Annotated in this window: 24 protein-coding genes and 1 tRNA gene; 18 read left to right on the top strand and 7 right to left on the bottom strand. The window is 65.5% G+C overall.

What is annotated here, in order from left to right:
• The first annotated feature begins 71 nt into the window (after positions 1 to 71).
• The gene (locus YU9_RS0124535; protein ID WP_027575184.1) at positions 72 to 1514 is read left to right on the top strand and encodes an MATE family efflux transporter; all 1443 of its coding nucleotides are present in this window, start codon (positions 72 to 74) and stop codon (positions 1512 to 1514) included.
• 24 nt (positions 1515 to 1538) lie between these two features.
• On the opposite strand, the gene YU9_RS0124530 is transcribed toward YU9_RS0124535, so the two are convergent.
• Positions 1539 to 1940 (bottom strand): SRPBCC family protein, encoded by a 402-nt coding sequence (locus tag YU9_RS0124530; RefSeq protein WP_027575183.1) that lies wholly within the window; start codon positions 1938 to 1940, stop codon positions 1539 to 1541.
• Between YU9_RS0124530 and YU9_RS48080 the strand changes: the two genes are divergently transcribed.
• Complete coding sequence (locus YU9_RS48080; RefSeq protein WP_156952090.1) at positions 1939 to 2103, top strand: hypothetical protein; 165 nt, start codon at positions 1939 to 1941, stop codon at positions 2101 to 2103. The genes YU9_RS0124530 and YU9_RS48080 overlap by 2 nt on opposite strands.
• 20 nt (positions 2104 to 2123) lie before the next feature.
• Here the strand turns inward: YU9_RS48080 and YU9_RS0124525 are convergent, their stop codons facing one another.
• From YU9_RS0124525 to YU9_RS0124515, 3 genes are all read right to left on the bottom strand, one after another.
• On the bottom strand, positions 2124 to 2483 hold the full coding sequence (locus YU9_RS0124525) for a VOC family protein (protein ID WP_027575182.1): 360 nt from the start codon (positions 2481 to 2483) through the stop codon (positions 2124 to 2126).
• Between the two features lie 56 nt (positions 2484 to 2539).
• On the bottom strand, positions 2540 to 3379 hold the full coding sequence (locus tag YU9_RS0124520) for a helix-turn-helix domain-containing protein (RefSeq protein WP_027575181.1): 840 nt from the start codon (positions 3377 to 3379) through the stop codon (positions 2540 to 2542).
• 93 nt (positions 3380 to 3472) lie between these two features.
• On the bottom strand, positions 3473 to 4051 hold the full coding sequence (locus YU9_RS0124515) for a methylated-DNA--[protein]-cysteine S-methyltransferase (protein WP_027575180.1): 579 nt from the start codon (positions 4049 to 4051) through the stop codon (positions 3473 to 3475).
• Positions 4052 to 4226: 175 nt separating this feature from the next.
• On the opposite strand from YU9_RS0124515, the gene YU9_RS0124510 reads away from it, so the two are divergent.
• From YU9_RS0124510 to YU9_RS0124495, 4 genes are all read left to right on the top strand, one after another.
• Positions 4227 to 4300 (top strand) — tRNA-Gly (locus YU9_RS0124510).
• Positions 4301 to 4344: 44 nt separating this feature from the next.
• Positions 4345 to 4560, top strand: a complete 216-nt coding sequence (locus YU9_RS46130; RefSeq protein ID WP_084299049.1) for a hypothetical protein — start codon at positions 4345 to 4347, stop codon at positions 4558 to 4560.
• Between the two features lie 155 nt (positions 4561 to 4715).
• Positions 4716 to 5309, top strand: coding sequence for a helix-turn-helix domain-containing protein (locus YU9_RS42395; RefSeq protein WP_063623747.1), 594 nt, complete (start codon positions 4716 to 4718; stop codon positions 5307 to 5309).
• Positions 5310 to 5311: 2 nt separating this feature from the next.
• On the top strand, positions 5312 to 5785 hold the full coding sequence (locus tag YU9_RS0124495; RefSeq protein ID WP_027575179.1) for a GNAT family N-acetyltransferase: 474 nt from the start codon (positions 5312 to 5314) through the stop codon (positions 5783 to 5785).
• Position 5786: 1 nt separating this feature from the next.
• On the opposite strand, the gene YU9_RS0124490 is transcribed toward YU9_RS0124495, so the two are convergent.
• Entirely contained in the window at positions 5787 to 6314 is a 528-nt protein-coding gene (locus YU9_RS0124490; protein ID WP_027575178.1) for a DUF1003 domain-containing protein, read from the bottom strand.
• Between the two features lie 111 nt (positions 6315 to 6425).
• Here YU9_RS0124490 and YU9_RS0124485 point away from each other — a divergent pair, with 111 nt between their 5' ends.
• The 8 genes from YU9_RS0124485 (at position 6426) to YU9_RS0124450 (ending at position 15166) form a co-directional block, all read left to right on the top strand.
• Positions 6426 to 7481, top strand: a complete 1056-nt coding sequence (locus YU9_RS0124485; protein ID WP_027575177.1) for a LacI family DNA-binding transcriptional regulator — start codon at positions 6426 to 6428, stop codon at positions 7479 to 7481.
• Positions 7482 to 7563: 82 nt separating this feature from the next.
• On the top strand, positions 7564 to 9018 hold the full coding sequence (xylB, locus tag YU9_RS0124480; RefSeq protein WP_027575176.1) for a xylulokinase: 1455 nt from the start codon (positions 7564 to 7566) through the stop codon (positions 9016 to 9018).
• Positions 9019 to 10341, top strand: coding sequence for a xylose isomerase (gene xylA, locus YU9_RS0124475; RefSeq protein WP_027575175.1), 1323 nt, complete (start codon positions 9019 to 9021; stop codon positions 10339 to 10341).
• Between the two features lie 12 nt (positions 10342 to 10353).
• Positions 10354 to 11112, top strand: a complete 759-nt coding sequence (locus tag YU9_RS0124470; RefSeq protein WP_027575174.1) for an ATP-binding cassette domain-containing protein — start codon at positions 10354 to 10356, stop codon at positions 11110 to 11112.
• Positions 11112 to 12194: an ABC transporter permease gene (locus tag YU9_RS0124465; RefSeq protein ID WP_027575173.1), complete on the top strand. Its 1083-nt coding sequence runs from the start codon at positions 11112 to 11114 to the stop codon at positions 12192 to 12194. Before YU9_RS0124470 ends, YU9_RS0124465 begins: the two co-directional genes overlap by 1 nt.
• A gap of 96 nt (positions 12195 to 12290) precedes the next feature.
• Positions 12291 to 13223 (top strand): sugar-binding protein, encoded by a 933-nt coding sequence (locus YU9_RS0124460; RefSeq protein ID WP_027575172.1) that lies wholly within the window; start codon positions 12291 to 12293, stop codon positions 13221 to 13223.
• Positions 13224 to 13332: 109 nt separating this feature from the next.
• Positions 13333 to 14310 (top strand): aldo/keto reductase, encoded by a 978-nt coding sequence (locus YU9_RS0124455; protein ID WP_027575171.1) that lies wholly within the window; start codon positions 13333 to 13335, stop codon positions 14308 to 14310.
• Positions 14311 to 14314: 4 nt separating this feature from the next.
• A complete protein-coding gene (locus YU9_RS0124450) occupies positions 14315 to 15166 on the top strand; it encodes an amidohydrolase (protein WP_027575170.1) in 852 nt (283 codons plus the stop codon).
• A 65-nt stretch (positions 15167 to 15231) separates the two neighbouring features.
• On the opposite strand, the gene YU9_RS0124445 is transcribed toward YU9_RS0124450, so the two are convergent.
• Together YU9_RS0124445 and YU9_RS0124440 are read right to left on the bottom strand one after the other, a co-directional pair.
• The gene (locus YU9_RS0124445) at positions 15232 to 16461 is read right to left on the bottom strand and encodes an ABC transporter substrate-binding protein (protein WP_027575169.1); all 1230 of its coding nucleotides are present in this window, start codon (positions 16459 to 16461) and stop codon (positions 15232 to 15234) included.
• A 116-nt stretch (positions 16462 to 16577) separates the two neighbouring features.
• On the bottom strand, positions 16578 to 17504 hold the full coding sequence (locus YU9_RS0124440) for a class I SAM-dependent methyltransferase (RefSeq protein WP_027575168.1): 927 nt from the start codon (positions 17502 to 17504) through the stop codon (positions 16578 to 16580).
• A gap of 63 nt (positions 17505 to 17567) precedes the next feature.
• Here YU9_RS0124440 and YU9_RS0124435 point away from each other — a divergent pair, with 63 nt between their 5' ends.
• The 4 genes from YU9_RS0124435 to YU9_RS0124420 all read left to right on the top strand — a co-directional run bounded on the left by YU9_RS0124435 (position 17568) and on the right by YU9_RS0124420 (position 21667).
• Positions 17568 to 18605, top strand: a complete 1038-nt coding sequence (locus YU9_RS0124435) for a ligase-associated DNA damage response exonuclease (RefSeq protein ID WP_036018005.1) — start codon at positions 17568 to 17570, stop codon at positions 18603 to 18605.
• Positions 18602 to 20263, top strand: coding sequence for a cisplatin damage response ATP-dependent DNA ligase (locus YU9_RS0124430; RefSeq protein WP_027575166.1), 1662 nt, complete (start codon positions 18602 to 18604; stop codon positions 20261 to 20263). Before YU9_RS0124435 ends, YU9_RS0124430 begins: the two co-directional genes overlap by 4 nt.
• A gap of 282 nt (positions 20264 to 20545) precedes the next feature.
• A complete protein-coding gene (locus tag YU9_RS0124425) occupies positions 20546 to 20851 on the top strand; it encodes a DUF6460 domain-containing protein (RefSeq protein ID WP_027575165.1) in 306 nt (101 codons plus the stop codon).
• A gap of 81 nt (positions 20852 to 20932) precedes the next feature.
• Positions 20933 to 21667 carry an MBL fold metallo-hydrolase gene (locus YU9_RS0124420; RefSeq protein ID WP_027575164.1) on the top strand — a complete coding sequence of 245 codons (735 nt, stop codon included), beginning with the start codon at positions 20933 to 20935 and terminating at the stop codon, positions 21665 to 21667.
• The last annotated feature ends 1 nt before the right edge of the window (position 21668 follow it).

Genomic DNA, 21668 nt, shown 5'->3' with positions numbered 1-21668 from the left:
CGCGCGAACAAAGTCATTGGCACACCAAGTGATTGCCGCGCCGCAAATGGCGCTCGCGCCCGGGAGAGGACATGTCCGACATCGCCGAAATCCCGGTCGATGAACAAGAGCGACCGCTGCCGCCGCCGCCGCGTCCCGTCAGGAGCGCGCTGACCGACGGGCCGATCCTGCGCACGCTGCTCTCCCTCGCCTGGCCGAACGTGATCGGCTTGTCGGCCGGCATCTGCGTGGTGATCGCCGAGACCTCCTATGTGGGCCGGCTCGGCGTCGAGGCGCTCGCCGCGATGGCGCTGGTGTTTCCGACCGTGATCCTGACCATGACCATGTCGGGCGGCGCCATGGGCGGCGCGGTGGCCTCCGCCATCGCGCGTGCGCTCGGCGCCGGCGACCGTGAGCGTGCCGGCTCGCTCGCCGTGCACGCGATGCTGATCGGCATCAGCTTCGGTCTCGTCTTCATGTTGGGCATGCTGATCTTCGGGCCCAGGCTGCTCGAAACGCTTGGCGGCCGCGGCAATGTGCTGGCACATGCGATCGCCTACACGCAGGTGTTTTTCGGTGGCGCCGTGCTGCCCTGGTTGCTCAACACCATGGCCGGCGTGTTGCGCGGCACCGGCAACATGAAGCTGCCGTCGTTCCTCATTCTCAACTCCGCGGCCTGGCAGATCGTGCTCGGTGGCACGCTCGGCCTCGGGCTCGGGCCGGTGCCGCAGCTCGGCATGCGCGGCGTCGCGGCCGGCGCGCTGATCGCCTACACCGTGAACATCTGCATCATGGGCTGGTACCTGTTCTCCGGCCGCGCGCGGATCGCACCGAAGCTGCGGGGCCTGCGCATCCAATGGGTGATGTTCTTCGATATCCTGAAGGTCGGCGCCATCGCCTGTTTCTCGCCGCTGCAATCGGTGCTGACGATCTCGATCTTTACCCACATGCTGGCGAAGTTCGGCACCGCGATCCTCGCCGGCTATGGCATCGGCGCGCGGCTCGAATTCCTGCTGACCTCGATCGCGTTCTCGTTCGGCATCGCCTGCGTGCCGATGGTCGGAATGGCGATCGGGGCGGGCCGCATCAAGCGGGCCCGGCGCATCGCCTGGACCGCCAGTGCCGCCGCTTTCGTCGCCGTCGGCGCGCCAGCGTGCCTCGTTGCGATCTTCCCCGATCTCTGGGTCAACATCTTCACCGACAGCGTGGCCGTGCGCGCGGCGAGCCATCAGTACCTCTCCACGGTCGGACCGTTCTACGCCTTTTTCGGCCTTGCCACGACGATGTACTTCTCCTCGCAAGGCGCGGCCAAGGTGATCGGGCCGGTGCTGGCACAGACCGCGCGGCTGATCTACATCGCAGGCGTCGGCTGGTGGCTGTCGACCCACGACGCCAGCGCGCAGAGCTTCTTCTGGCTGGCCGCAAGCTCGATGGTCGTGCTCGGCCTGCTGTCGTGCTCCAGCGTGGTGCTGACACGCTGGGGGCCGCGCAAGACGAAAGCTGCGATCAGGCCGGCGCTTTCGGCTGCCGACTAGCGGTGCTTGTGGCGACGATGGGTGCTAGGCCGCCGCAGCTGGAAACGCCTTGTGCATGGCGGCCACAGCCTCCTTGGTTTGCCCCTCAACGTAAGGCGCGAGCTCGTTCGGCAGCATGTCGATGATCCAGACGAGGCGACACCTCGTCTCGCCCTCGGCAATGACCTGCACCGAGGCGCTGTAATGCTTCAGCCGCTCGTTGTCGATCGCATAGACGAGGCGCCGTCGCGCATCGTCGCAATCGACCAGCACCTCGCGCGCCACCGAACCATTGGCGAAGGTGACGATGCGCGCATCGCCGTCGAGCGTGCACGCCGTGACGAAGCCCGGCACCAGCCGCTGATGCAGCGCGCCGAAATCGCGCACCGCGTCCCAGACGACGCGCGCGGGGACGGGGAGGGGAATGTCGTTGTGGATGGAGGCCATGGTCGATCCTTACGATGTGGAAAGGCGAGTGGTCGAGCCGTCATCACAGGTGTCATCGCCCGACTTGATCGGGCGATCCAGTATTCCAGAGGCCGCTGTGATTGAATCGAGGGGCCGCAGCGTACTGGATGCCCCGGTCAAGCCGGGGCATGACAGCGAATGAGTGGTGAGCGCCTTGGCGTCTCACACACATACCGCCTCGACATTGTTGCCATCGGGATCGATCAAAAACGCCGCATAGTAGGTCGGGCTGTAATCCCTCCGCGGCCCGGCGCCACCATTGTCGCGGCCGCCGCTCTTCAGTCCTTCGCTGTGAAACGCCTTGACCGCGTCGTGATCCCCGGCGCGAAACGCGATATGTGCACCATCGGCCTTCCGGCCCTTGTTCAGGTGCAGCCACAGCGCCGGCTCGCCCTTCGGCCCGAAGCCGGCATAGCCGTCGCCACTGGAGCACAGGCTATAGCCGAGCGGCGCCAGCACTGCGGTGTAGAAGCGCGTGGCGGCGTCGAGGTCGGCAACGCGCAATCCGATATGGTCGTACATGATCGTCTCCATTGCAGAAGCGTGCCGCAAATGGCACGCGCCGGAGACGACCCTAGTCAGTTGAGCGCAAGCTGCTCTTGGAGAATCTTGCGCTCCCCCTTCGACGCCTGGCGGAACTTGGTCGGCGACACGCCGGCGGCGCGATGGAAGGTGCGGACGAAGTTGGAGAGATCGCCGAAGCCGACGTCATAGGCGATGTCGGTCACCGCGATGTCGTCGTCGGCAAGCTTGCGCGCAGCGTGCCGCAGCCGCGAGCGCACCAGATATTGATGCGGGGTGACGCCGAGCACGGCTGAGAACAGCCGCAAAAAATGAAACGGGCTGAGGCCGGCCTGCTTTGCCGCCTGCTCGAGGTCGAGTTCGGTATGCGAGTTGTCGTCGATCCACAGCGCGGCTTCGACGGCACGGCGGCGGTCGCGCGCGGTTGGCGTCGCCGGTTTGCGCGCCTTGCCCGAAACCGCATCAATGAAACGGCCCGCAAGGATTTGACCGATCTCGTCGAGACCTATGTCGCTGTTGCCATCTGCTGCCGTCTGGGCCAGCTCGCCCAGCACCATCAGCTCGGGCAGCGGCGGCGTCGCGCCGACCTGCCAGATCTCGCGCCGTCCCCCGAGGGCCTCGACCAGATTCTCGCTGAAGAAGAAGCCGAGGCAGACGTCGCCGCTGACATGCTCATGCGTGCAGGTGTATTCCTCGCCGGGCGCGCCGATCAGCATCGAGCCCGCCACCAGCTCGAAGAAGCCGGCGCGGCAATGGCAGCCGAAGCTGCCAGAGCGGACATAGGCGATGGAATGGCCGGTGCGGCATTCCGCAAACGGCGTGTCATCCGGCCCCGCATCGCAGCGAAACTCGGAAACTGTCATCGATGGCGTCGTTAGCAGCGTGATCGCGTCCATGCCGCCTATCTAGGTAGGATCCGGAAAAGTGTTAGCGGTTTTCCGACGAGATCATGCCAAAAAACAAAGCTGAGGTGCGATCAAGTTCGCGCCTCAGCTAGGAGCGCGCGGCGGGGCAACCGGCAGCAGCACCTCGAACAGCGTCTTGCTGGCGACGGGATGGGCGCCTTCGAGCGCCAGCAGCCGTCGCTTGGAGATCACGCCGCCATAGGGCGAGAGCCGGCCGGTGTCATTGCCGGCCTCCAGCACCCGGTGGCAAGGCACGATCAACATGAAGGGATTTTTCGCGATCGCCTGCGCCACCGAATACGCCGCGCCGGAGGCGCCCAGCGCCTTGGCTACCTCGTGATAGGTACGCGTCTCTCCGCGTGGAATGGTGCAGGCGAACTCGTAGACGCGCCGGTTGAAGCCGGGCACCCCGCCGGCGTCGAGGCTGACGTCGGAGAAATCAGGATCACTGCCTTGCAGCAGGCCTTTGATGCCCTCGATGGCAAGCTCGGCGTTCTCGGACGGGCGCTGCTCGCGTGCCTCGGGATGGACCTGGAAAATCCGGCGGCGGGTGTCGATCTCCCGCGCCTCCGGCAATTGCACGGCAACCACGCCGGTGCTGCTCCAGATGATGCCGCAGCGCCCCAGCGCCGTGTCGAATATCGCGTACGCGCGCCCCACCATGCACACGCCCCACTCAGTGCACGTTTTCTCCCCCGACAGATCAATCATAACACCGCCACAATCCGGCGCACCTGGAATCTTATCAAGACGTTAACAACCGTCCGGCCGGGCGCGCCAAACCGCTTGGCGCGCGGCGCCGTCTCGGCTAATCAGGAGGGGCGTAAGCTGCGCATCCGCGGGCGTAGTTCAATGGTAGAACGGCAGCTTCCCAAGCTGCATACGAGGGTTCGATTCCCTTCGCCCGCTCCAAGTTTTCGACCCGGCCGCTATGCGGAATGTGGTAGGCTGAAGCCGTGGTCAGGACGCTCGAACAAGCCATTGCGCAAATCTCCAGACTGCCGGTCGCCGATCAGGAAGAGATTGGCCGGAAATTGCTCTCGCATGTCGAAAAGCTCAGCGCCCTTCGGTCTGAAATAGACCGCGGCATCCATTCGCTCGATGCAGGCAAGGGCGGGGCTCTGAACATGGAAGAGTTTCTTCGCGAAAAGAACTCACGACATGAAGCATAGGCTTCCGGTCATTTAGCCGCCGGAAGAGGTGCGACTGCCGGCAAAGATTCTAATATGTTAGCCTCTGGTTCTCGGCACGTCTGCCTCGTCGACCCTAAGCTCACCGTCGCCTGGTGGATGGCGTACTTGCGCCGGGCAATATTTTGATGAAACCCATGGACCAGCAGAAACTCGACCGCGCGATCGGCCGGCGCCTGAAGACGCTGCGGACGCAGGCGGGGATGACGTTGAACGAGCTTGCAGGCCGCTCCGGTGTCAGTCGGGCCATGATCGGGCGGGTGGAGCGGGCGCAGAGCAGTGCGACGGCGGCGCTGCTCGGAAAGCTCTGCGCCGCGCTCGACGTGTCGTTGAGCGATGTCGTCGCGCTCGCCGAGAAGCCGCCGGAGCGGCTGGTGCGGCTTGTCGACCAGCCGCACTGGCGCGATCCCGAGAGCGGTTATCGCAGGCGACATGCCTCGCCGACCGATGCGGCGAGCGGCATCGAGATCATCGTCGTCGACCTGCCGGCTGGCGCGCGGGTGCCGTACAGCCCCTGGGGCCGCAACGCCTTCACCCAGCAGCTGCTGATGCTGGAGGGCGCGATCGCGGTGCATATCGATGCCAAGGCGGTGCGGCTGCGCGAGGGCGATTGCCTGGATTTCGACGTGATGCGCGCCGTGATCTTCGAGAACGAAACGAAGCAGGACGCGCGCTACATCATCATCACGCGGCGCCTCCTACGGCAAGATGTGAGACCATGGAGACCATGACGATGCAGATCCGCACCGGCGACACCTACGATCCCCGCGTCATCGCGCTGCTCGATCATCACGTCGCAGTCGCGCGGGCGCATACCGCGCTGGGCAGCGCCCATGCGCTCGATCTGTCGGGCCTGCGCGCCAGCGATGTCGCGTTCTGGACCGGCTGGGATGGCGAGATGCTGGTCGCCACCGGTGCGTTGAAGACGCACTCGGCTGACCACGGCGAGGTGAAGTCGATGCACACGCTTCAGACCACGCGGCGGCGCGGCTTCGGCGGCCAGATGCTCCGCCACATCATTACTGAGGCTCGTGCACGCGGCATGATGCGTCTCAGCCTCGAGACCGGCTCTTGGGACTATTTCAAGCCGGCGCACGCGCTCTATCAGGCGCACGGTTTCGTCGCTTGCAGCCCGTTCGAAGGCTATGTCGAGGATCCCAACAGCCTGTTCCTGACGCTCGACCTGTCGACTCCGGCGCGCCGGTAGCTCAGGAGCGCGTCTCCTCGATCTTGTCGAGCACGCGTTCGGGGGCGATGTCCCGGGCCGCTTCCTCAAGATCGCGCTCGGAGTCGGGCTTGACGTCGAGCCGCTCCGCGACCTGGGTGAGCAGGCGGGCAACCTTGGTTAGCTCGTGCTCGGCGAGCAGGCTGATCTGGAGGTCGAGGTCGGCGCGCTTGTCGGCTGCCGCGGTCATGCGGTTCTGTGAGATCAGGACGAACGTGGAGAGGAAGATCGCTTCCACGGAGGCAACCATCGCCAGCACGACGAAGCTGTCATCCCAGGCCGGAATCCCCGGCAGCCAATGCAGGTTGGCAATGATCCAGAACCCGAACACGGCGAGGTGCAGGTAGACGAACGTCATGCTGCCGGTGAAGGCCGTGATCGCGTCGGCGAGCTTTTCCTGGGTCGTCGCCGTCCGCTGCTCGTGCTGACGGCGCTCGACCAGCGCCCGGATGTTGCGCTCGAGCGTCGGGCTCAGCCCCTCGCCCGGATCATGGGTGATGTCGTTACGCATCCGGCGGCAACGGGCGAGTGGAAGGGCCGTTCCTTCCGGAGGCGGGCAAATCGCTGCCGCTCCCTCAAAATGAGTTGCGCACCTCAAAACACCTCTGCTAGCCTTCAGCCAATGACCGAGACGCTCACCCCGACTGCACTGACGCTGAAGGACATCGCCCGCGAGGCCGGCGTCAGCCTCGCGACGGTTGACCGCGTCCTGCACAACAGGCCGGGGGTACGCCCGGACACGGTCCGCCGCGTCAAGGCAGCCATCGAGCGCAATTCGTTCCAGCCGCATGTGGCCGCCGCCGAGCTCGCCCGCGGCCGCGCCCGCCGTTTCGCCTTCGTGATGCCGTCCGGGCCGAACCCGTTCATGCAGCAGATCGAGGCCTATCTCGGCGAGATGGCTGCTTGGCTCTCGGCCCGCCGTCTTAGCGTCGAGATGGTCCCGACCGACGTGTTCGATCCTTCCGTGCTCGCCGCTTCGCTGGAGGCGCTGTCGGACGCATATGACGGCGTTGCCGTGGTGGCGCTGGACCATCCCGGTGTCCGCGCCGCGATCAACGACCTCGTCGATGCCGGTGCCAAGGTGGTGACGCTGGTTTCCGACGTGCCGTCCTCGCGCCGCCACCATTATGTCGGGATCGACAACATCGCTGCGGGCCGCACCGCCGGCGCGCTGATCGGGCGCCTGGTCGGCGGGCGGTCCGGCAAGGTCGCGATCGTCGCGGGCTCGCAGGGCCTGCGCGACCATGCTGAGCGCATCTTCGGCTTCAACCAGGTGATGGCGTCTGAATTCCCTGACCTCAACGTGCTGCCGGTGCTGGAAGGGCGCGACGAGGACGACCGCTCGGAACAGCTGCTGGCACAGCTGCTCGGCAGGCATGCCGACATCGTCGGCCTTTATAACGTCGGCGCCGGCACGCAGGGCGTTGCCAAAGCGCTGAATGACAGGGCGTTGAACGAGACTGGCCGCGACAAGCTGGTGTTCGTCGGGCACGACGTCACCGCTTTGACGCGCCGATTGCTGCTGCAGGGCGTGATGGACGCCGCGATCTCGCAGAACCCCGGACATGAAGCGCGCGCCGCCGTGCGCGTGCTGCTGGCGCTCGCCCGCGGCGAGCCGATCCTGCGCGAACAGGAGAAGATCAGGATCGACATCGTGATGCGGGACAATCTGCCTTAGCGGCAGGTGGATTTCGAAAAGGCCCGCTGCGGGGCAAGGCGACGCAAGATCGCGCACTGCAGCAGGCAAAAGGGAGGGTGACGTGTATCTCGGAATCGACATCGGCACATCCGGTGTGAAAGCGGTGCTCGTGAGCGAAGCCGGCGCGGTCGTCGCGACCGCGGCGCGCGAGCTTGCGCTGTCGCATCCCGCGCCGCTGTGGTCCGAGCAGGACCCCGATGCCTGGGTCGATGCGACGATCGGCGCAATCGACGATCTCGCCGCCCGTCATCCGCGCGAAGTCGCGCAGGTGCGTGGCATCGGGCTGTCAGGTCAGATGCATGGCGCGACGCTGCTCGGCGAGGACGGCCGGCCGCTGCGTCCGGCCATCCTCTGGAATGACGGTCGCTCGCAGTCCGAATGCGCAGCGCTGGAGCGGCGCTGTCCCTCGCTGCACGCGATCGCCGGCAATCTCGCGATGCCCGGCTTCACCGCGCCGAAGCTGCTCTGGGTGGCGCGGCATGAGCCAAAGAACTTCGACCGCGTGGCAAAGGTGCTGCTGCCGAAAGCCTATGTCCGCTATCGTCTCACCGGCGAGATGGTCGAGGACATGTCGGACGCGGCCGGCACGATGTGGCTGGATGTCGGTCTGCGTCGCTGGTCGGCCCTGCTACTGCATGCCACCGGGCTCGATCTGCACCACATGCCGCGCCTCGTCGAGGGCAGTGCGGTGAGCGCGGTGCTCGCGCCTGATTACGCGCAGCGCTGGGGCATGGCGAAAGATGTCGTGGTCGCGGGCGGCGCCGGCGACAATGCGGCCAGCGCAATCGGGCTCGGCGCCATCGCGCCGGGCGATGCCTTCCTGTCGCTGGGAACCTCGGGTGTCCTGTTCCGCGTCACCGATCGCTTCGCCCCCGCGCCCGCATCAGCCGTGCATGCCTTCTGTCACGCGCTGCCCGGCCTCTGGCACCAGATGGGTGTGATGCTGTCGGCCGCGGCCTCACTGGCCTGGCTGTCTGGCGTGATGGAGACGCCAGCCGCAGCGCTCTTGACGCCGCTTGGCGAGCGCGTCGATGGACCAAGCCCGGTCAAATTCCTGCCCTACCTCGACGGCGAGCGCACGCCGCACAACGATGCGGCCGCGAGCGGCGCCTTCGTCGACCTGCGCGGTGCGACCGGGCGCGGCGAGATCGTGCAGGCCGTGCTCGAAGGCGTCGCCTTTGCCGCGCGCGACAATCTGGCGGCGCTGAGCGTAGCGAGTGGGCCGATTGCCGAGGTCGCTCTCGTCGGCGGCGGCTCGCGATCGCCGCTGTGGGCGCAGATCTGCGCCGACGTGCTCGGCATGCCCGTCCACCGCGTCGAGGAAGGCGAGGTGGGCGCCGCGCTCGGCGCTGCGCGTCTCGGCCGGCTCGCCGCGACCGGCGAAGATCCCGCGGATGTCTGCACGCGCCCGCGGCGGCTCGCCAGTTTCACACCCCGCCCGTCCGTCGCTTCGGCCTATGACGAGGCCTATCGGCGATGGCGCGCGCTTTATCCAGCATTGAAGGAGTCTGTTTAGGTGAACGTGTCAGCCAAATTCTTCTATGCAAGCGCACCCATAGCCTTCGCTGGCAAGGACGCGGAAAACGCGCCCGCTTTTCGCTGGTACGACAAGGACCGCCTCGTGCATGGCCGCCGGCTCGAGGAGCATCTGCGCTTTGCGGTGTGCTATTGGCATTCGTTCTGCTGGCCCGGCGGCGATCCCTTCGGCGGTGAGACCTTTTTGCGGCCGTGGCACCACGGCACTGACGCGATGGCGATGGCGCGGGCCAAGGCCGATGTCGCCTTCGAGCTGTTTCGCCTGCTGGACGTGCCCTTCTTCACCTTCCACGACGTCGATGCGGCGCCGGAAGGGGATTCGCTCAGCGAGTCTGTCGCCAACCTCAACGCGATCGCCGATGTCTTCGAAGCGAAGATGGCCTCGGCAAAGGTCCGCCTGCTCTGGGGCACCGCGAACCTGTTCACGCATCGCCGCTACATGGCGGGCGCGGCGACCAATCCGGACCCCGACATCTTCACCTATGCTGCCGGCCAGGTCCGCGCCGCGCTGGAGGTGACGCACCGGCTCGGCGGCCAGAACTATGTGCTATGGGGCGGCCGCGAGGGCTACGAGACGCTGCTCAACACCGATCTCAAGCGCGAGCTCGACCAGGTCGGCCGCTTTGTCTCGCTCGTCGTCGAGCACAAGCACAAGATCGGTTTCAAGGGCCCGATCCTGATCGAGCCCAAGCCGAAGGAGCCGACCAAGCATCAATATGATTTCGACGTAGCCACCTGCTACGGCTTCCTCAAGCGCTACGATCTCCTCAACGACGTCAAGCTCAACATCGAGCAGAACCACGCCATCCTCGCCGGCCACTCCTTCCATCACGAGGTCGCGCTGGCTGAGGCGCTCGGTGTCTTCGGCTCGCTCGACATCAACCGCGGCGACGATCTGCTTGGCTGGGACACCGACCAGTTCGCGATGAATGTGCCGGAACTCGCCTTGGTGTTCCACGAGATCCTGAACCGCGGCGGCTTCACCACGGGCGGGCTCAATTTCGATGCCAAGATCCGCCGCCAGTCGATCGACCCCGATGATCTCATCCACGCCCATGTCGGCTCGATGGATGCCTGCGCGCGTGCCTTCCTCGCCGCCGCCGACATGCTCGACGCCGGCGTGCTCACCACACCGCTTACCAAGCGTTACGAGGGCTGGGCCGGGCCTGAGGGCAGGGCTATTCTCGCCGGCCAGCGTTCGCTCGCCGATCTCGCCGACCGTGCGCTTGCCCCCGGCTTCGACCCGCAGCCGCGCTCGGGCCGGCAGGAATATCTGGAATCCCTGGTCAACCGCTATGTCTGAGGAAGCGCGCTGATGACAAAGGCTGACGCGACACCGGTCCTCGAGCTCACCGGGATCGGCAAGGAGTTCGGCGCGATCCGTGCGCTGCATGACGTCGACTTGCAGGTCTTCCCTGGCGAGGTGGTCGGCCTGATGGGCGACAACGGCGCGGGCAAGTCGACGCTGGTCAAGATCATCGCCGGCAATTTTCGCCCCAGCCATGGCGAGATCCGCTTTGCCGGCAGCGCGGTCCACTTCAACCGCCCGGTCGATGCCCGCGCCGTCGGCATCGAGGTCGTCTACCAGGACCTCGCGCTATCGGACAATCTGACGGCGGCCGCCAACGTCTTCCTTGGCCGCGAGCTGAAGCGCAGGTTTGGACCCATCGCATTGCTCGACCACAAATCGATGGCGGCGCGTGCGCTGGAGCTGTTCGGCGAGCTGCGTTCGGAGACGCGCCCCGACGATCTCGTCAAGCAGATGTCGGGCGGCCAGCGACAGGCGGTCGCGATCGCGCGGACCCGGCTCTCCAATGCGCGGCTGGTGATGATGGACGAGCCGACCGCGGCGATCTCGGTGCGCCAGGTCGAGCAGGTGCTCGGTTTGATCCACCGGCTGAAGGAGCAGGGCGTCGCGGTCATGCTGATCTCGCACCGCATGCCGGACGTGTTCGCGGTGTGCGACCGCGTCGTCGTCATGCGGCGCGGCGAGAAGCGGGCCGACAAGCCGATCCACGAGACCTCGCCGGAGGAAGTCACCGCCCTCATCACCGGCGCGAAGGAGGCGGCGTGATGGCTATGCCCATGGAATCCCCGATCACGTTCTCCAACGTCGGCAAGATCAGATGGTGGCAGCGCGGCATCTTCGCCTCGCAGACCGGCTACGTCCTGCTGGCGCTGGCGGTGCTGCTGGTGATCATGCATTTCGCCAGCCCGTACTTCTTCACCGAAGGCAACATGCAGAACGTGGCGAAGAATTTCTCCTTCATCGCCATCGCCACGCTCGGCGTCACTTTCGTCATCATCACCGGCGGCATCGACCTCTCGGTCGGCTCGATGATGTGCTTCTCCGCCATGATCACCTCGATGGTTATGACCGAGCTGTCGACGCCGGGCGGGCTCGGCGCCTCGTTGTTCGTGCATATGGCCGCCGACGGCAAGACGGTGCTGGCCAATGTGCCCGGCCTGATCCTGCTGGTCTCGATCCTCGCCGGCCTCGGCGTCGCGCTGATCGCCGGCCTCGTCAACGGCTTCTGCATCGCCGTGCTCGGCCTGTCCCCCTTCGTCACCACGCTCGGCATGCTCTCGATCGTGCGCGGGCTCGGCTATGTCGTCTCCAATGGTCGCGGCAGTTTTCCGGGCGGCCCGGATGCCGATTATTTCTATGCGCTCACCTCGGGCGACGTGCTGGGCGTGCCCGTGCCGTTCATCTATCTCATGATCCTTGCATTGACGATGGCGGTGGTGCTGCACCACACGTCCTTCGGCCGTCATGTCTTCGCGCTCGGCGGCAACGAGAAGGCGGCGGAGCTGACCGGCATTCCTGTGGTGCGGGTGAAGATCGAGGTCTATGTGATCTGCGCGCTCGCCGCGGGCTTGCAGGGCATCATCATCTCCGGCTGGCTGGGATCGGCGCCGGCGAACATGGCGACGTCCTACGAGCTCAACGTGATCGCAGCGGCCGTGATCGGCGGTGCCAATCTCGCCGGCGGCATCGGCGGCCCGTTAGGCGCCATCGTCGGCTGCGTGCTGCTTGAGGTGATCCGCAACGGTCTCGTGCTGGCGCAGGTCTCCTCCTACTGGCAGCAGACGCTGGTGGGCGTGATCATCATCCTGGCCGTGCTGGTCGATCGCATCCGCTCGCGGATGACCTGACGTGACGTCGTTTTCGGGAAGGCAACGAACATGCCGCCTGTCCGCTTCCCGGACCAATCTCAGAGAGGATAGGCGCAAGAGAAGGTGGAGGAGACAATGAGGAAACTTCTTCTTGCCGGTCTAGCCGTCGCAATGATGGCGACACCGGCGTTCGCGGCGAACTACCGCTTCGTCATCGTGCCCAAGGCGATGAACAATCCGTTCTTCGACTTCGCGCGCGACGGCTGCCAGAAGCGCGCCAAGGAGCTCGGCAACATCGAGTGCATCTACAAGGGACCGGTGGAGCATGAGCCGGCGACGCAGGCCCAGATCATCCAGGACTTCATCACCCAGAAGGTCGACGGCCTCGCGATCTCGGTCGCCGACGTCGCGGCCATGACCAAGTCGATCGAGGCGGCAACCGCGGCCGGCATCCCCGTCATCACCTTCGATGCCGATGCCCCGGGCTCCAAGCGCATCGCCTATATCGGCACCAACAACAAGGAGTTCGGCCTGGCCCTCGGCAAGCAATTGCTGAAAATGCGGCCCGACGGCGGCAAATACGCGATGGTTTCGGGCGGCCCCGGTGCCAAGAACCTCGCCGAGCGCGTCGACGGCGTGCGCGAGGCGCTGAAAGGCTCGAAATGGACCGAGGTCGCGGGCTCGCCGACGTTCTGCAACGACGATCCTGCGCTGGCGGTCCAGCAGATGACGGACATGCGCACGGCAACGCCCGACCTCGCCGCCATCGTTCCCATCGGCGGCTGGCCAATGTTCGCGCCGGAAGGCTTCAAGGCCTTCGCGAGCAGGAACAAGAAGGACATCGATTCCGGAAAGTTCACGCTGGTTGTCGCCGATACGCTGAAGATGCAGCTGGAATTGCTGCGTGACGGCTATGCCAATGCGCTGGTCGGCCAGCGTCCGTTCGAGATGGGTGAGAAGGCGATGGATACGCTGCTCGCCATCAAGAAGGGCGAGAAGGTTCCGGAGATCGTCTACACCGGCCTCGATCTCGTCACCAAGGACAACGTCGCGCAGATGCTGAAGTAGGAGCGCCGCCAGCCCCGTGCTCCTGCGTGCCTCCCCCGCTTGCGGTTTCCGCGAGCGGGGGAGATGATCTTTGGACTGTCGGAATGAAGAATGTTGTAAGGCAATGGGAATGAAACGCTCGCGGCTCGGCCCTCTCGACGTCACCTCAATCGGCCTCGGCTCCGCTCCACTCGGCGGATTGTTCACCCCCGTCAGCGATGCCGATGCAGAAGCGACGCTCGCACGTGCCTGGTCGGCCGGAATCCGCTTCTTCGATACCGCGCCGCTCTACGGCTTTGGCCTCGCGGAGCGGCGGGTTGGTGCATTCCTGCGGCAACAGAAGCGGGACTCCTACGCCATCTCGACCAAGGTCGGCCGTCTGCTGCGCGCACCGGACGGCGCTGCTGCCGAGGATGAGCACTACAAGGGCACACCGCGCGAGCGGCCGGTGTTCGATTTCAGCTATGACGGCGTGATGCGATCGGTCGAGGAGAGCCTGGAGCGCCTTGGGCTCGACCGCGTCGACGTCCTGCTCGTGCATGATCCCGATGACCATTATGACGATGCCGTCGCCGGCGCCTTCCGCGCGCTCCAGCGGTTGCGTGAGGGCGGCACGGTCAAGGCAATCGGCGCCGGCATGAACCAATCGGAGATGATGGTTCGCTTTGCCGAAGCCGTGCCGGTCGACGGCTTCCTGCTCGCCGGGCGCTACACGCTGCTCGACCAGGGCGCGCTGGAGGTGCTGTTTCCACTCTGCCAGGCCAGGAACATCGGCATCCTGCTCGGCGGCATCTACAATAGCGGCATCCTGGCCAATCCGCGAACTGGGGCAAAATTCAACTATCAGGATGCCGATGCGGCGCTCGTTGCGCGTGCGCTGGAGCTCGATGAACTCTGCCGCAGCCACGACACGGAGCTGAAAGCCGCCGCGCTGCAGTTCTGCATGGCGCATCCGGCGGTGACGGTCGCCGTGCTTGGGGCGCGCAATGCCGCGGAAGTCGCCGACAACATCGCGATGTCGGAGAAGGCGGTGCCCGCCGCGTTCTGGCAGGAGTTGCGTGCACGAAAGCTCGTCGATGCGCGGGCGCCACTTCCCGGCGGAGCGTAAGGGCATGATCATCGACAGCCACCAGCATTTCTGGGATCCGGCGCGCGCCGATTATCCCTGGATGGCGGCGGACGAGCTCGCGCCGATCCGTCGCGCCTTCGGTCCTGCCGATCTCGCGCCATTGCTGAAAGCAAACGGCGTCGATGCCAGCATCGTGGTGCAGTGCCGCTCCGCGCTGGAGGAGACAGAGGAATTCTTGCGCATCGCGCATGCGACGCCCTCGGTGATTGGCGTCGTCGGCTGGGCCGATCTGACCGACGGCGACCTCGGCGAAACACTCGATCGGCTGCGCGCCTTGCCGGGCGGCGGCAAGCTGGTCGGCATCCGCCACCAGGTCCACGACGAGGCCGATCCCGATTGGCTGCTGCGCGAGGACGTCCAGCGCGGCCTCACGGCTGTATTCGCCCGCGAGCTCGCTTACGATTTGCTTGTTCGTGCCCGCGAGCTGCCGGCGGCGATCGCAACCGCGCAGGCCTTTCCGCAAGCGCGCTTCGTGCTCGACCACGCCGCCAAGCCGCCAATCGCCGCCGGTGGAAGCGACGAATGGGCTGACCGCATCGCCGCACTAGCTGCTTGCGGCAATGTCTGGTGCAAGATCTCAGGGGTCGCGACCGAGGCGGTCTGGAATGACTGGGATGCGGAACGGCTGTTTCCGTTCGTCGCGCATGCCGCAAGCTGTTTCGGCGAGGACAGGCTGATCTTCGGCTCGGACTGGCCAGTGTGCCTGCTTGCGGGAAGCTACGGCGAGATCAAGCGCGCGCTGGAAGCCTGCCTGGCGAGGCTTGGCCCGCAGGTGCGGGACAAGGCTTTTGGTGTGAATGCGGCGCGGGCGTATCGGCTGGCTATCGCAGGTTAGCGCGAAGCGCCGGCATACTCCTGCCTCTCCTGGCAGAGCAGGAGAGGGGAAGCAACGGCGGAGCCCTACTCCGACATCGGCTTGTCGGAGATGTCCCAGTCCTTGCCGGAGAAGGTGGAGATGAACAGCGTCTTCATCGGCGTGTAGTTCTCGGGCGTGTAGCTGTAGGTGACGCCGTCGAGGAAATAGGGCGAGTGGAAGCCCGCCAGCGTCGACGCCTGCTTCAGCACGTTGGCGCGGGTGAGGTCGTCGCCACAGCGGCGCAGGATCTCGCCCATGGTGACGGCCTGACCGTAGCCGGCGAAGGCGATGGTGTTGTCGGGGTCGATGGCCGGTGTGTACTTCTTGCGCAGTTCCTCGAACGCCATCACGTCGGGATCCTTCTCCCATTTGGGCAGGCCGACCTCCTTGTTGTAGCGGATCGCGACGATGCCGGTGGCGTTCTCGAGGCCTGCGGCATTGAGGATCGAGCGGCCCGTGGAGCCTGCGGACAAGAGCTGCAGCGGCTTCCAGCCGAGCTCGGCGACTTTGCGGATCGACTGCGACGACGCCTTGCCGGTCGAGATGTTGTAGAAGACGTCGGCGCCCGACTTGGAGAGGTTGATGAGCTGGGAATCGACGGTCGGCTCGGTGAGATCGTAGGTCTGCTCCATGATCACCTGCGCGGTGCCGCCGGCATCCGCCAGCACCTTCTTGAACGGCCCTAAGAAGTCGCGGCCGAAGTCATCGTTCTGGTAGAGGATGCCGATCTTGGCGTTGGGCTTCACGGCAACGACGTGCCGGGCCAGGATGCGCGCCTCGGTCGGATAGAGCGGCAGGCCCGCCATTGTCCATTTGAACTCTTTCGGGTTGTTCCACTTCGATGCGCCGGTGTTGAGCAGAAGCTGCGGCACGCCCTTGGAGTTCAGGTACTTGTGCACAGCGGTCTGCGGTGCGGTGCCGAGCGAGCCGTAGAGCGCCAGCACTTCTTCCTGCTCGACCAGCCGCCGCGTCGCCTCGACGCATTTCGGCGCGCTGTAGGCATCGTCCATGGTGAGGAATTTGATCTTGCGTCCGTTGATGCCGCCCTTCTCGTTCAGCATCTGGAAATAGGCTTCGCCGATGCGGCCGAGCACGCCGTAGAGCGAGCCGGGGCCGGAATGCGGCACGGTCTGCCCGATCTTGATCTCGGTGTCGCTGGCGCCCGCATCGTATTTCTTCTCCGCCGCCCAGACGTAAGGCGCGGGCAAAGTGGATGCCGCGATGGTGGCGAGCGCGCCGGCGCTGAAATCGCGCCGCGATGGATTCTTGGTCATTGTTGTTTTCTCCCTAATGCGCGCATTGTGGTGGGAACGCAGCTCGGCTCGCAAGTGGGAAGTCGCAGCTTTGCGACGCAATGACGCTCAAATCGCGGGGGCGTTAGCGCCTAGACTCAAGTTTTCTCGGCGACGATGACGAGGCCGCGCACCGGCTCGTTGTTCTCGTTGCGCGGGAAAGCCGGCTCCAATGTCAGCAGCTTGAGGCCCGCCTTGGCGATCGCGCCACGGACATATTCCGCGGAATGGGCATAGCGCAGGCCGTCGCCGAGCACGATGCCACTGCCGTCATGCGTCTCCAGCGTGAAGGCGAGCACGCCGCCTGATACGAGCACGCGCCTGGCTTCGCTCAGCACCGGTGCGAGATCGGAGAGATAGACGAACGCATCCGCGGCCACCACGAGGTTCGCGCTCGCGTCACTCTTCGTACGCAGGCCCTCGATCATGTCGGCAACTTCGAGCTCGGCATAAAGCCCGGTGGCGCGCGCCTCCTTGATCATTCCGGGAGAAAGGTCGATGCCGATGAAATGATCGACCTGCTTGACGAACGCGGCGGCGGCAAGACCAGTGCCGCAACCGAGATCGATGGTGCGCTTGAAGTAGGCGGGTTTCTTGGCGGCGACCCGCGCGGCCAGCACCGCCTTGAAGATCAGCGCGGGGGCGCGATAGCCGAGATCGTTGATCAGCGCGTGCTCGAACCGCGGCGCGTATTGATCGAACAGCGCCTGCACATAGGCCTTGGGCATCTCCGCCATCTCTGCGTCGCCGAGCCGCACCAGATGCAGGCCGGCGCCGTGCTGGTCTTCGGGATCGATTCGGCGCGCCTCACGGAACGCCGCGATGGCCTTGTCGCGCTCGCCGAGCTGCTGATGGATTTCGCCAAGCGTGAACCAGGCCGAGGTGAAATCAGGCGCAAGCTCGATCGCCTGCTCCAGGAGGTCAGCGGCGGCGGGCAGGTCGCCCTTGAGCTGCAGGTCGCGCGCGAACTCGAAACGGCGGTCGGCCATGAGATCGCCGGAGGTCAGGAACAGGCGCAGGGGCATTGAGGAACCAGGAGCGAAATGCGGGTGACTCGAAGATGCGGTGGCAGGGCTTATATATCAGGCATGCGTCCGCAAGACATCCTGTTGCCAACTGCTGCCGGCCTGTGCTGCAAGCCCGGCGGCTTCCATATCGACCCTGTCCGCCCGGTGGAGCGGGCCGTGATCACCCACGGGCATTCCGACCATGCCCGCGCCGGCCATGGCGCGGTACTGGCGACGCAGGAAACGCTCGACATGATGCGGCTGCGCTACGGCGAGAATTTTGCCGGATCGACGCAAGCCATCCGCTATGGCGAGGAGATCCGGCTCGGCGACGTCACCGTCAAGTTTCACCCGGCCGGCCATGTGCTGGGCTCCGCACAGATCGCAGTGAGCTGCAAGGACACCTGCATCGTCGCCTCCGGCGACTACAAGGACGCGCCCGATCCGACCTGCGCGCCGTTCGAGCTGGTGCCATGCGACGTCTTCATCACCGAGGCCACCTTTGGGCTGCCGGTATTCCGGCATGGCGATGCGAGCGACGAGGTGAAGAAGCTGCTCTCCTCGGTCGCATTGTTTCCGGAACGCGCGCATCTCGTCGGCGCCTATTCGCTCGGCAAGGCCCAGCGGGTGATCGCGCTGCTCCGTGCGGCCGGCTATGACGCGGCGATCTACCTTCATGGCGCGATGGAGACGATCACGCATTACTATCAGAGCCGCGGCATCGAACTTGGCGAGCTCAGGCCCGCGAAAGGCGTGAAGAAGGCGGCGCTCGCCGGCACCATCACGCTGGCGCCGCCGTCGGCAACATCTGATCTGTGGACGCGACGCTTTCCTGATCCCGTCACCGCCTTCGCCTCGGGCTGGATGCGGGTGCGCGCCCGGGCGCGGCAGCGCGGCGTCGAGCTGCCGCTGGTGATCTCCGACCACGCCGATTGGGACGGCCTCACTGCCACCATCGACGCAACCGGCGCCGGCGAGATCTGGGTCACGCACGGCCAGGAAGATGCGCTGGTGCATTGGTGCCGGAGCAAAGGCCTGAAAGCGCAGCCGCTCGACCTCGTCGGCTATGGCGACGAGGAGGAGAGCGAGACGCCCATTCAAGACGAGGCCGAGGCATGAACCGCTTCGCCGAACTGCTCGACCGCCTCGCCTACGAGCCCGGCCGCAATAACAAGCTGCGACTGATCACCGGCTATTTTCGCGAGGTCGGCGATCCCGACCGCGGCTACGCGCTGGCGGCGCTGACCGGCGCACTGAGCTTCAAGCATGCCAAGCCCGCGCTGGTCCGCGAACTCATCGCGGCGCGCACGGATGAGGTGCTGTTCGGGTTGAGCTACGACTATGTCGGCGATCTCTCGGAGACGGTGGCGCTGATGTGGCCGAAGGCAGCGATGGCCGCCCACAACAACCCGCCGCCCCCATCCCTTACCGAGGTCGTCACCACGCTACGCACGCTCGGCAAGACCGAGCTGCCAAAGCAGCTCGAGCGCTGGCTCGACGAGCTGGACGAGACCGGCCGCTGGGCCCTCCTGAAACTCGTCACCGGCGCGCTTCGCATCGGCATCTCCGCGCGCCTCGCCAAGACAGCGGCTGCGGCGCTCGGCGACAAGGACCCGCACGAGGTCGAGCTGATCTGGCCGGGCCTGGCGCCGCCCTATCTCGACCTGTTCGCCTGGCTGGAAGGTCGCGGCGAGAAACCTGTTAATCGCGATCCCGCACCGTTCCGGCCGGTGATGCTGGCACATGCGATCGAGGACAGCGATTTCGCCGCGCTCGATCCCTCCGACTACATCGCCGAATGGAAATGGGACGGCATCCGCGTGCAGGCGGTGGCTGGCCGCGACGATCGCGGCCACATCACGGCGCGGCTCTACTCGCGCACCGGCGAGGACATCACCGGCAGCTTTCCGGATCTCATGCCGTCGCTACGCCTGCCCGGCGCCATCGATGGCGAGCTGCTGATCCTGCGCGAAGGCCGCGTGCAGAGCTTCAACGTTTTGCAGCAGCGGCTCAACCGCAAGGTCGTCTCGCCAAAACTGATCAAGGAATTTCCGATTCACTTGCGCGCCTATGATCTGCTCGGCGACGACGAGAACGATCTGCGTGAGCTGCCTTTTGCCGAGCGGCGCGAACGGCTGGAAACATTTGTCAAGAAGCTCGACGATTCCCGCATCGATCTGTCGCCCACCGTCCCCTTCACAAGCTGGGAGGCGCTGACTGCCGCGCGCGCTGACCCTGCGAGTGCCGGCGCTGGCGACGACGCGGATGCCGTCGAGGGAGTCATGCTGAAGCGGCGCGATGCGCTTTATCTGCCGGGGCGGCCGAAGGGCCAATGGTGGAAGTGGAAGCGCGATCCGCACATCATCGATGCCGTGTTGATGTATGCGCAGCGCGGTCATGGCAAGCGCTCGTCCTATTACTCCGACTACACGTTTGGCGTCTGGACCGAGGGTGAGACGGGCGACGAGCTGGTGCCGGTCGGCAAAGCCTATTTTGGCTTCACCGACGAGGAATTGCTGCAGATCGATCGCTTCGTCCGCCGTAACACCACCGAAAAATTCGGCCCCGTGCGTCATGTCGTGCACGAGAGCGACAAGGGGCTGGTGCTGGAAGTGGCGTTCGAGGGCCTGCAGCGCTCGCCGCGGCACAAATCCGGCGTCGCCATGCGCTTTCCCCGCATCAGCCGCCTGCGCTGGGACAAGCCGCCGCGGGAGGCCGACCGGCTGGAGACGCTGGAGAAGATGCTGAAGGCGGAGGCGGCGGAGATTGAAGTGTGAGGCTTGATGCCGCCAAGAAGACGGCGCGCCCCCTCTCCCGCTTGCGGGAGAGGGTTGGGGAGAGGGTGTCTCCGCAGTGGGATTATCAAGAGAATCCCCTAGAGGAGAAAGCCCTCACCCGGCGCTGCGCGCCGACCTCTCCCGCAAGCGGGAGAGGTTGCAGCCAGCCCGCGGCGTGTGCTCGCTGAATTAAACTCCGGTAACCCGATTGACGCTCCGTCGCGGGTTCCCCATGTGCCTCGCCGTGCCTATAATGGGGACGAATCCCCCGAGGAGTTTGCGATGGTCCAAGACGTCAGAGATTTGCCGGCCGGCCGCAGCGACGGTCTGCACCGCTTTCTCGGCGGCTCCCCGCTGGCGGTCGCGTTCCGGCTGGTCCTGCTCTCGATCCTTGTCGGCGTCGTGCTCGCCGCGATCGGCTTCGACCCCTGGAATATCATCCACAGCATTCGCCTCCTGTTCCAGCGGCTGTGGGATCTCGGCTTCGATGCCGTGAACTGGCTGTGGCGCTACTTCCTGCTCGGTGCTGTGATCGTGATCCCGATCTGGCTGCTCTCGCGCGTCTTCGGCGCGCCGCGCGGCCGGTGAGACGTTATTTTTTTGAGCATGATCTTGTCGGAAAACCGCTTCACACTTTTCCGGATCATGCTCTAGGGGAGTGCGCAGCCGATGCAACTGCGTTTCGTCGGCTGCGGTGACGCCTTCGGCTCCGGCGGCAGGCTCAACACCTGCTTCCATGTCTCGGGGCGTAAAGCCAACTTCCTGATCGATTGCGGCGCGTCGGCGCTGCCGGCGCTGAAGCGGCTCGAGATCGAGCGCAACGACATCGACCTGATCCTGATCACGCATTTCCACGGCGATCATTTTGCCGGGCTGCCGTTTGTCGTGCTCGACTCGCAATTCTCACGGCGGACGCGGCCGCTGACGATCGCGGGTCCGAAAGGCATCGCGGCGCGGCTTGCCCAAGTGATGGAGGCCCTGTTCGAGCACTCCTCGAAGACCGAACAGCGCTTCGAACTGAACGTGGTCGAACTCGCACCCGAGCAAAGCCAAAGCTTCGGCGCCGTGACGGTGACATCTTACCCTGTCGTGCACGGCGAATCCGGCGGGCCTTTCCTGGCCTATCGCGTCGAGGCCGAGGGCCGCACGCTCGCCTACAGCGCCGACACCGAATGGACGGAGACGCTCATTCCGCTGGCGCATGGCGCGGACCTTTTCATCGCGGAAGCTTATATGTACGAGAAGCTGGTCAAGAACCATCTCAGCCTGAAGACCTTGGAACAGCATTTGCCCGCGATCGGCGCCAAGCGGCTCGTCCTCACCCATATGAGCGATGACATGCTGTCGCGTCTGGATGACATCGAGCACCTCGCCGCCGAAGACGGCATGGTGCTCGTATTCTGAC

The sequence above is a fragment of the Bradyrhizobium sp. WSM1743 genome (assembly GCF_000473065.1).
In the GTDB taxonomy this organism is placed as follows: Bacteria; Pseudomonadota; Alphaproteobacteria; order Rhizobiales; family Xanthobacteraceae; genus Bradyrhizobium.
The sequence above is the reverse complement of the archived record's forward strand: the minus strand, read 5'-3'. Positions and strand labels throughout refer to the sequence as shown.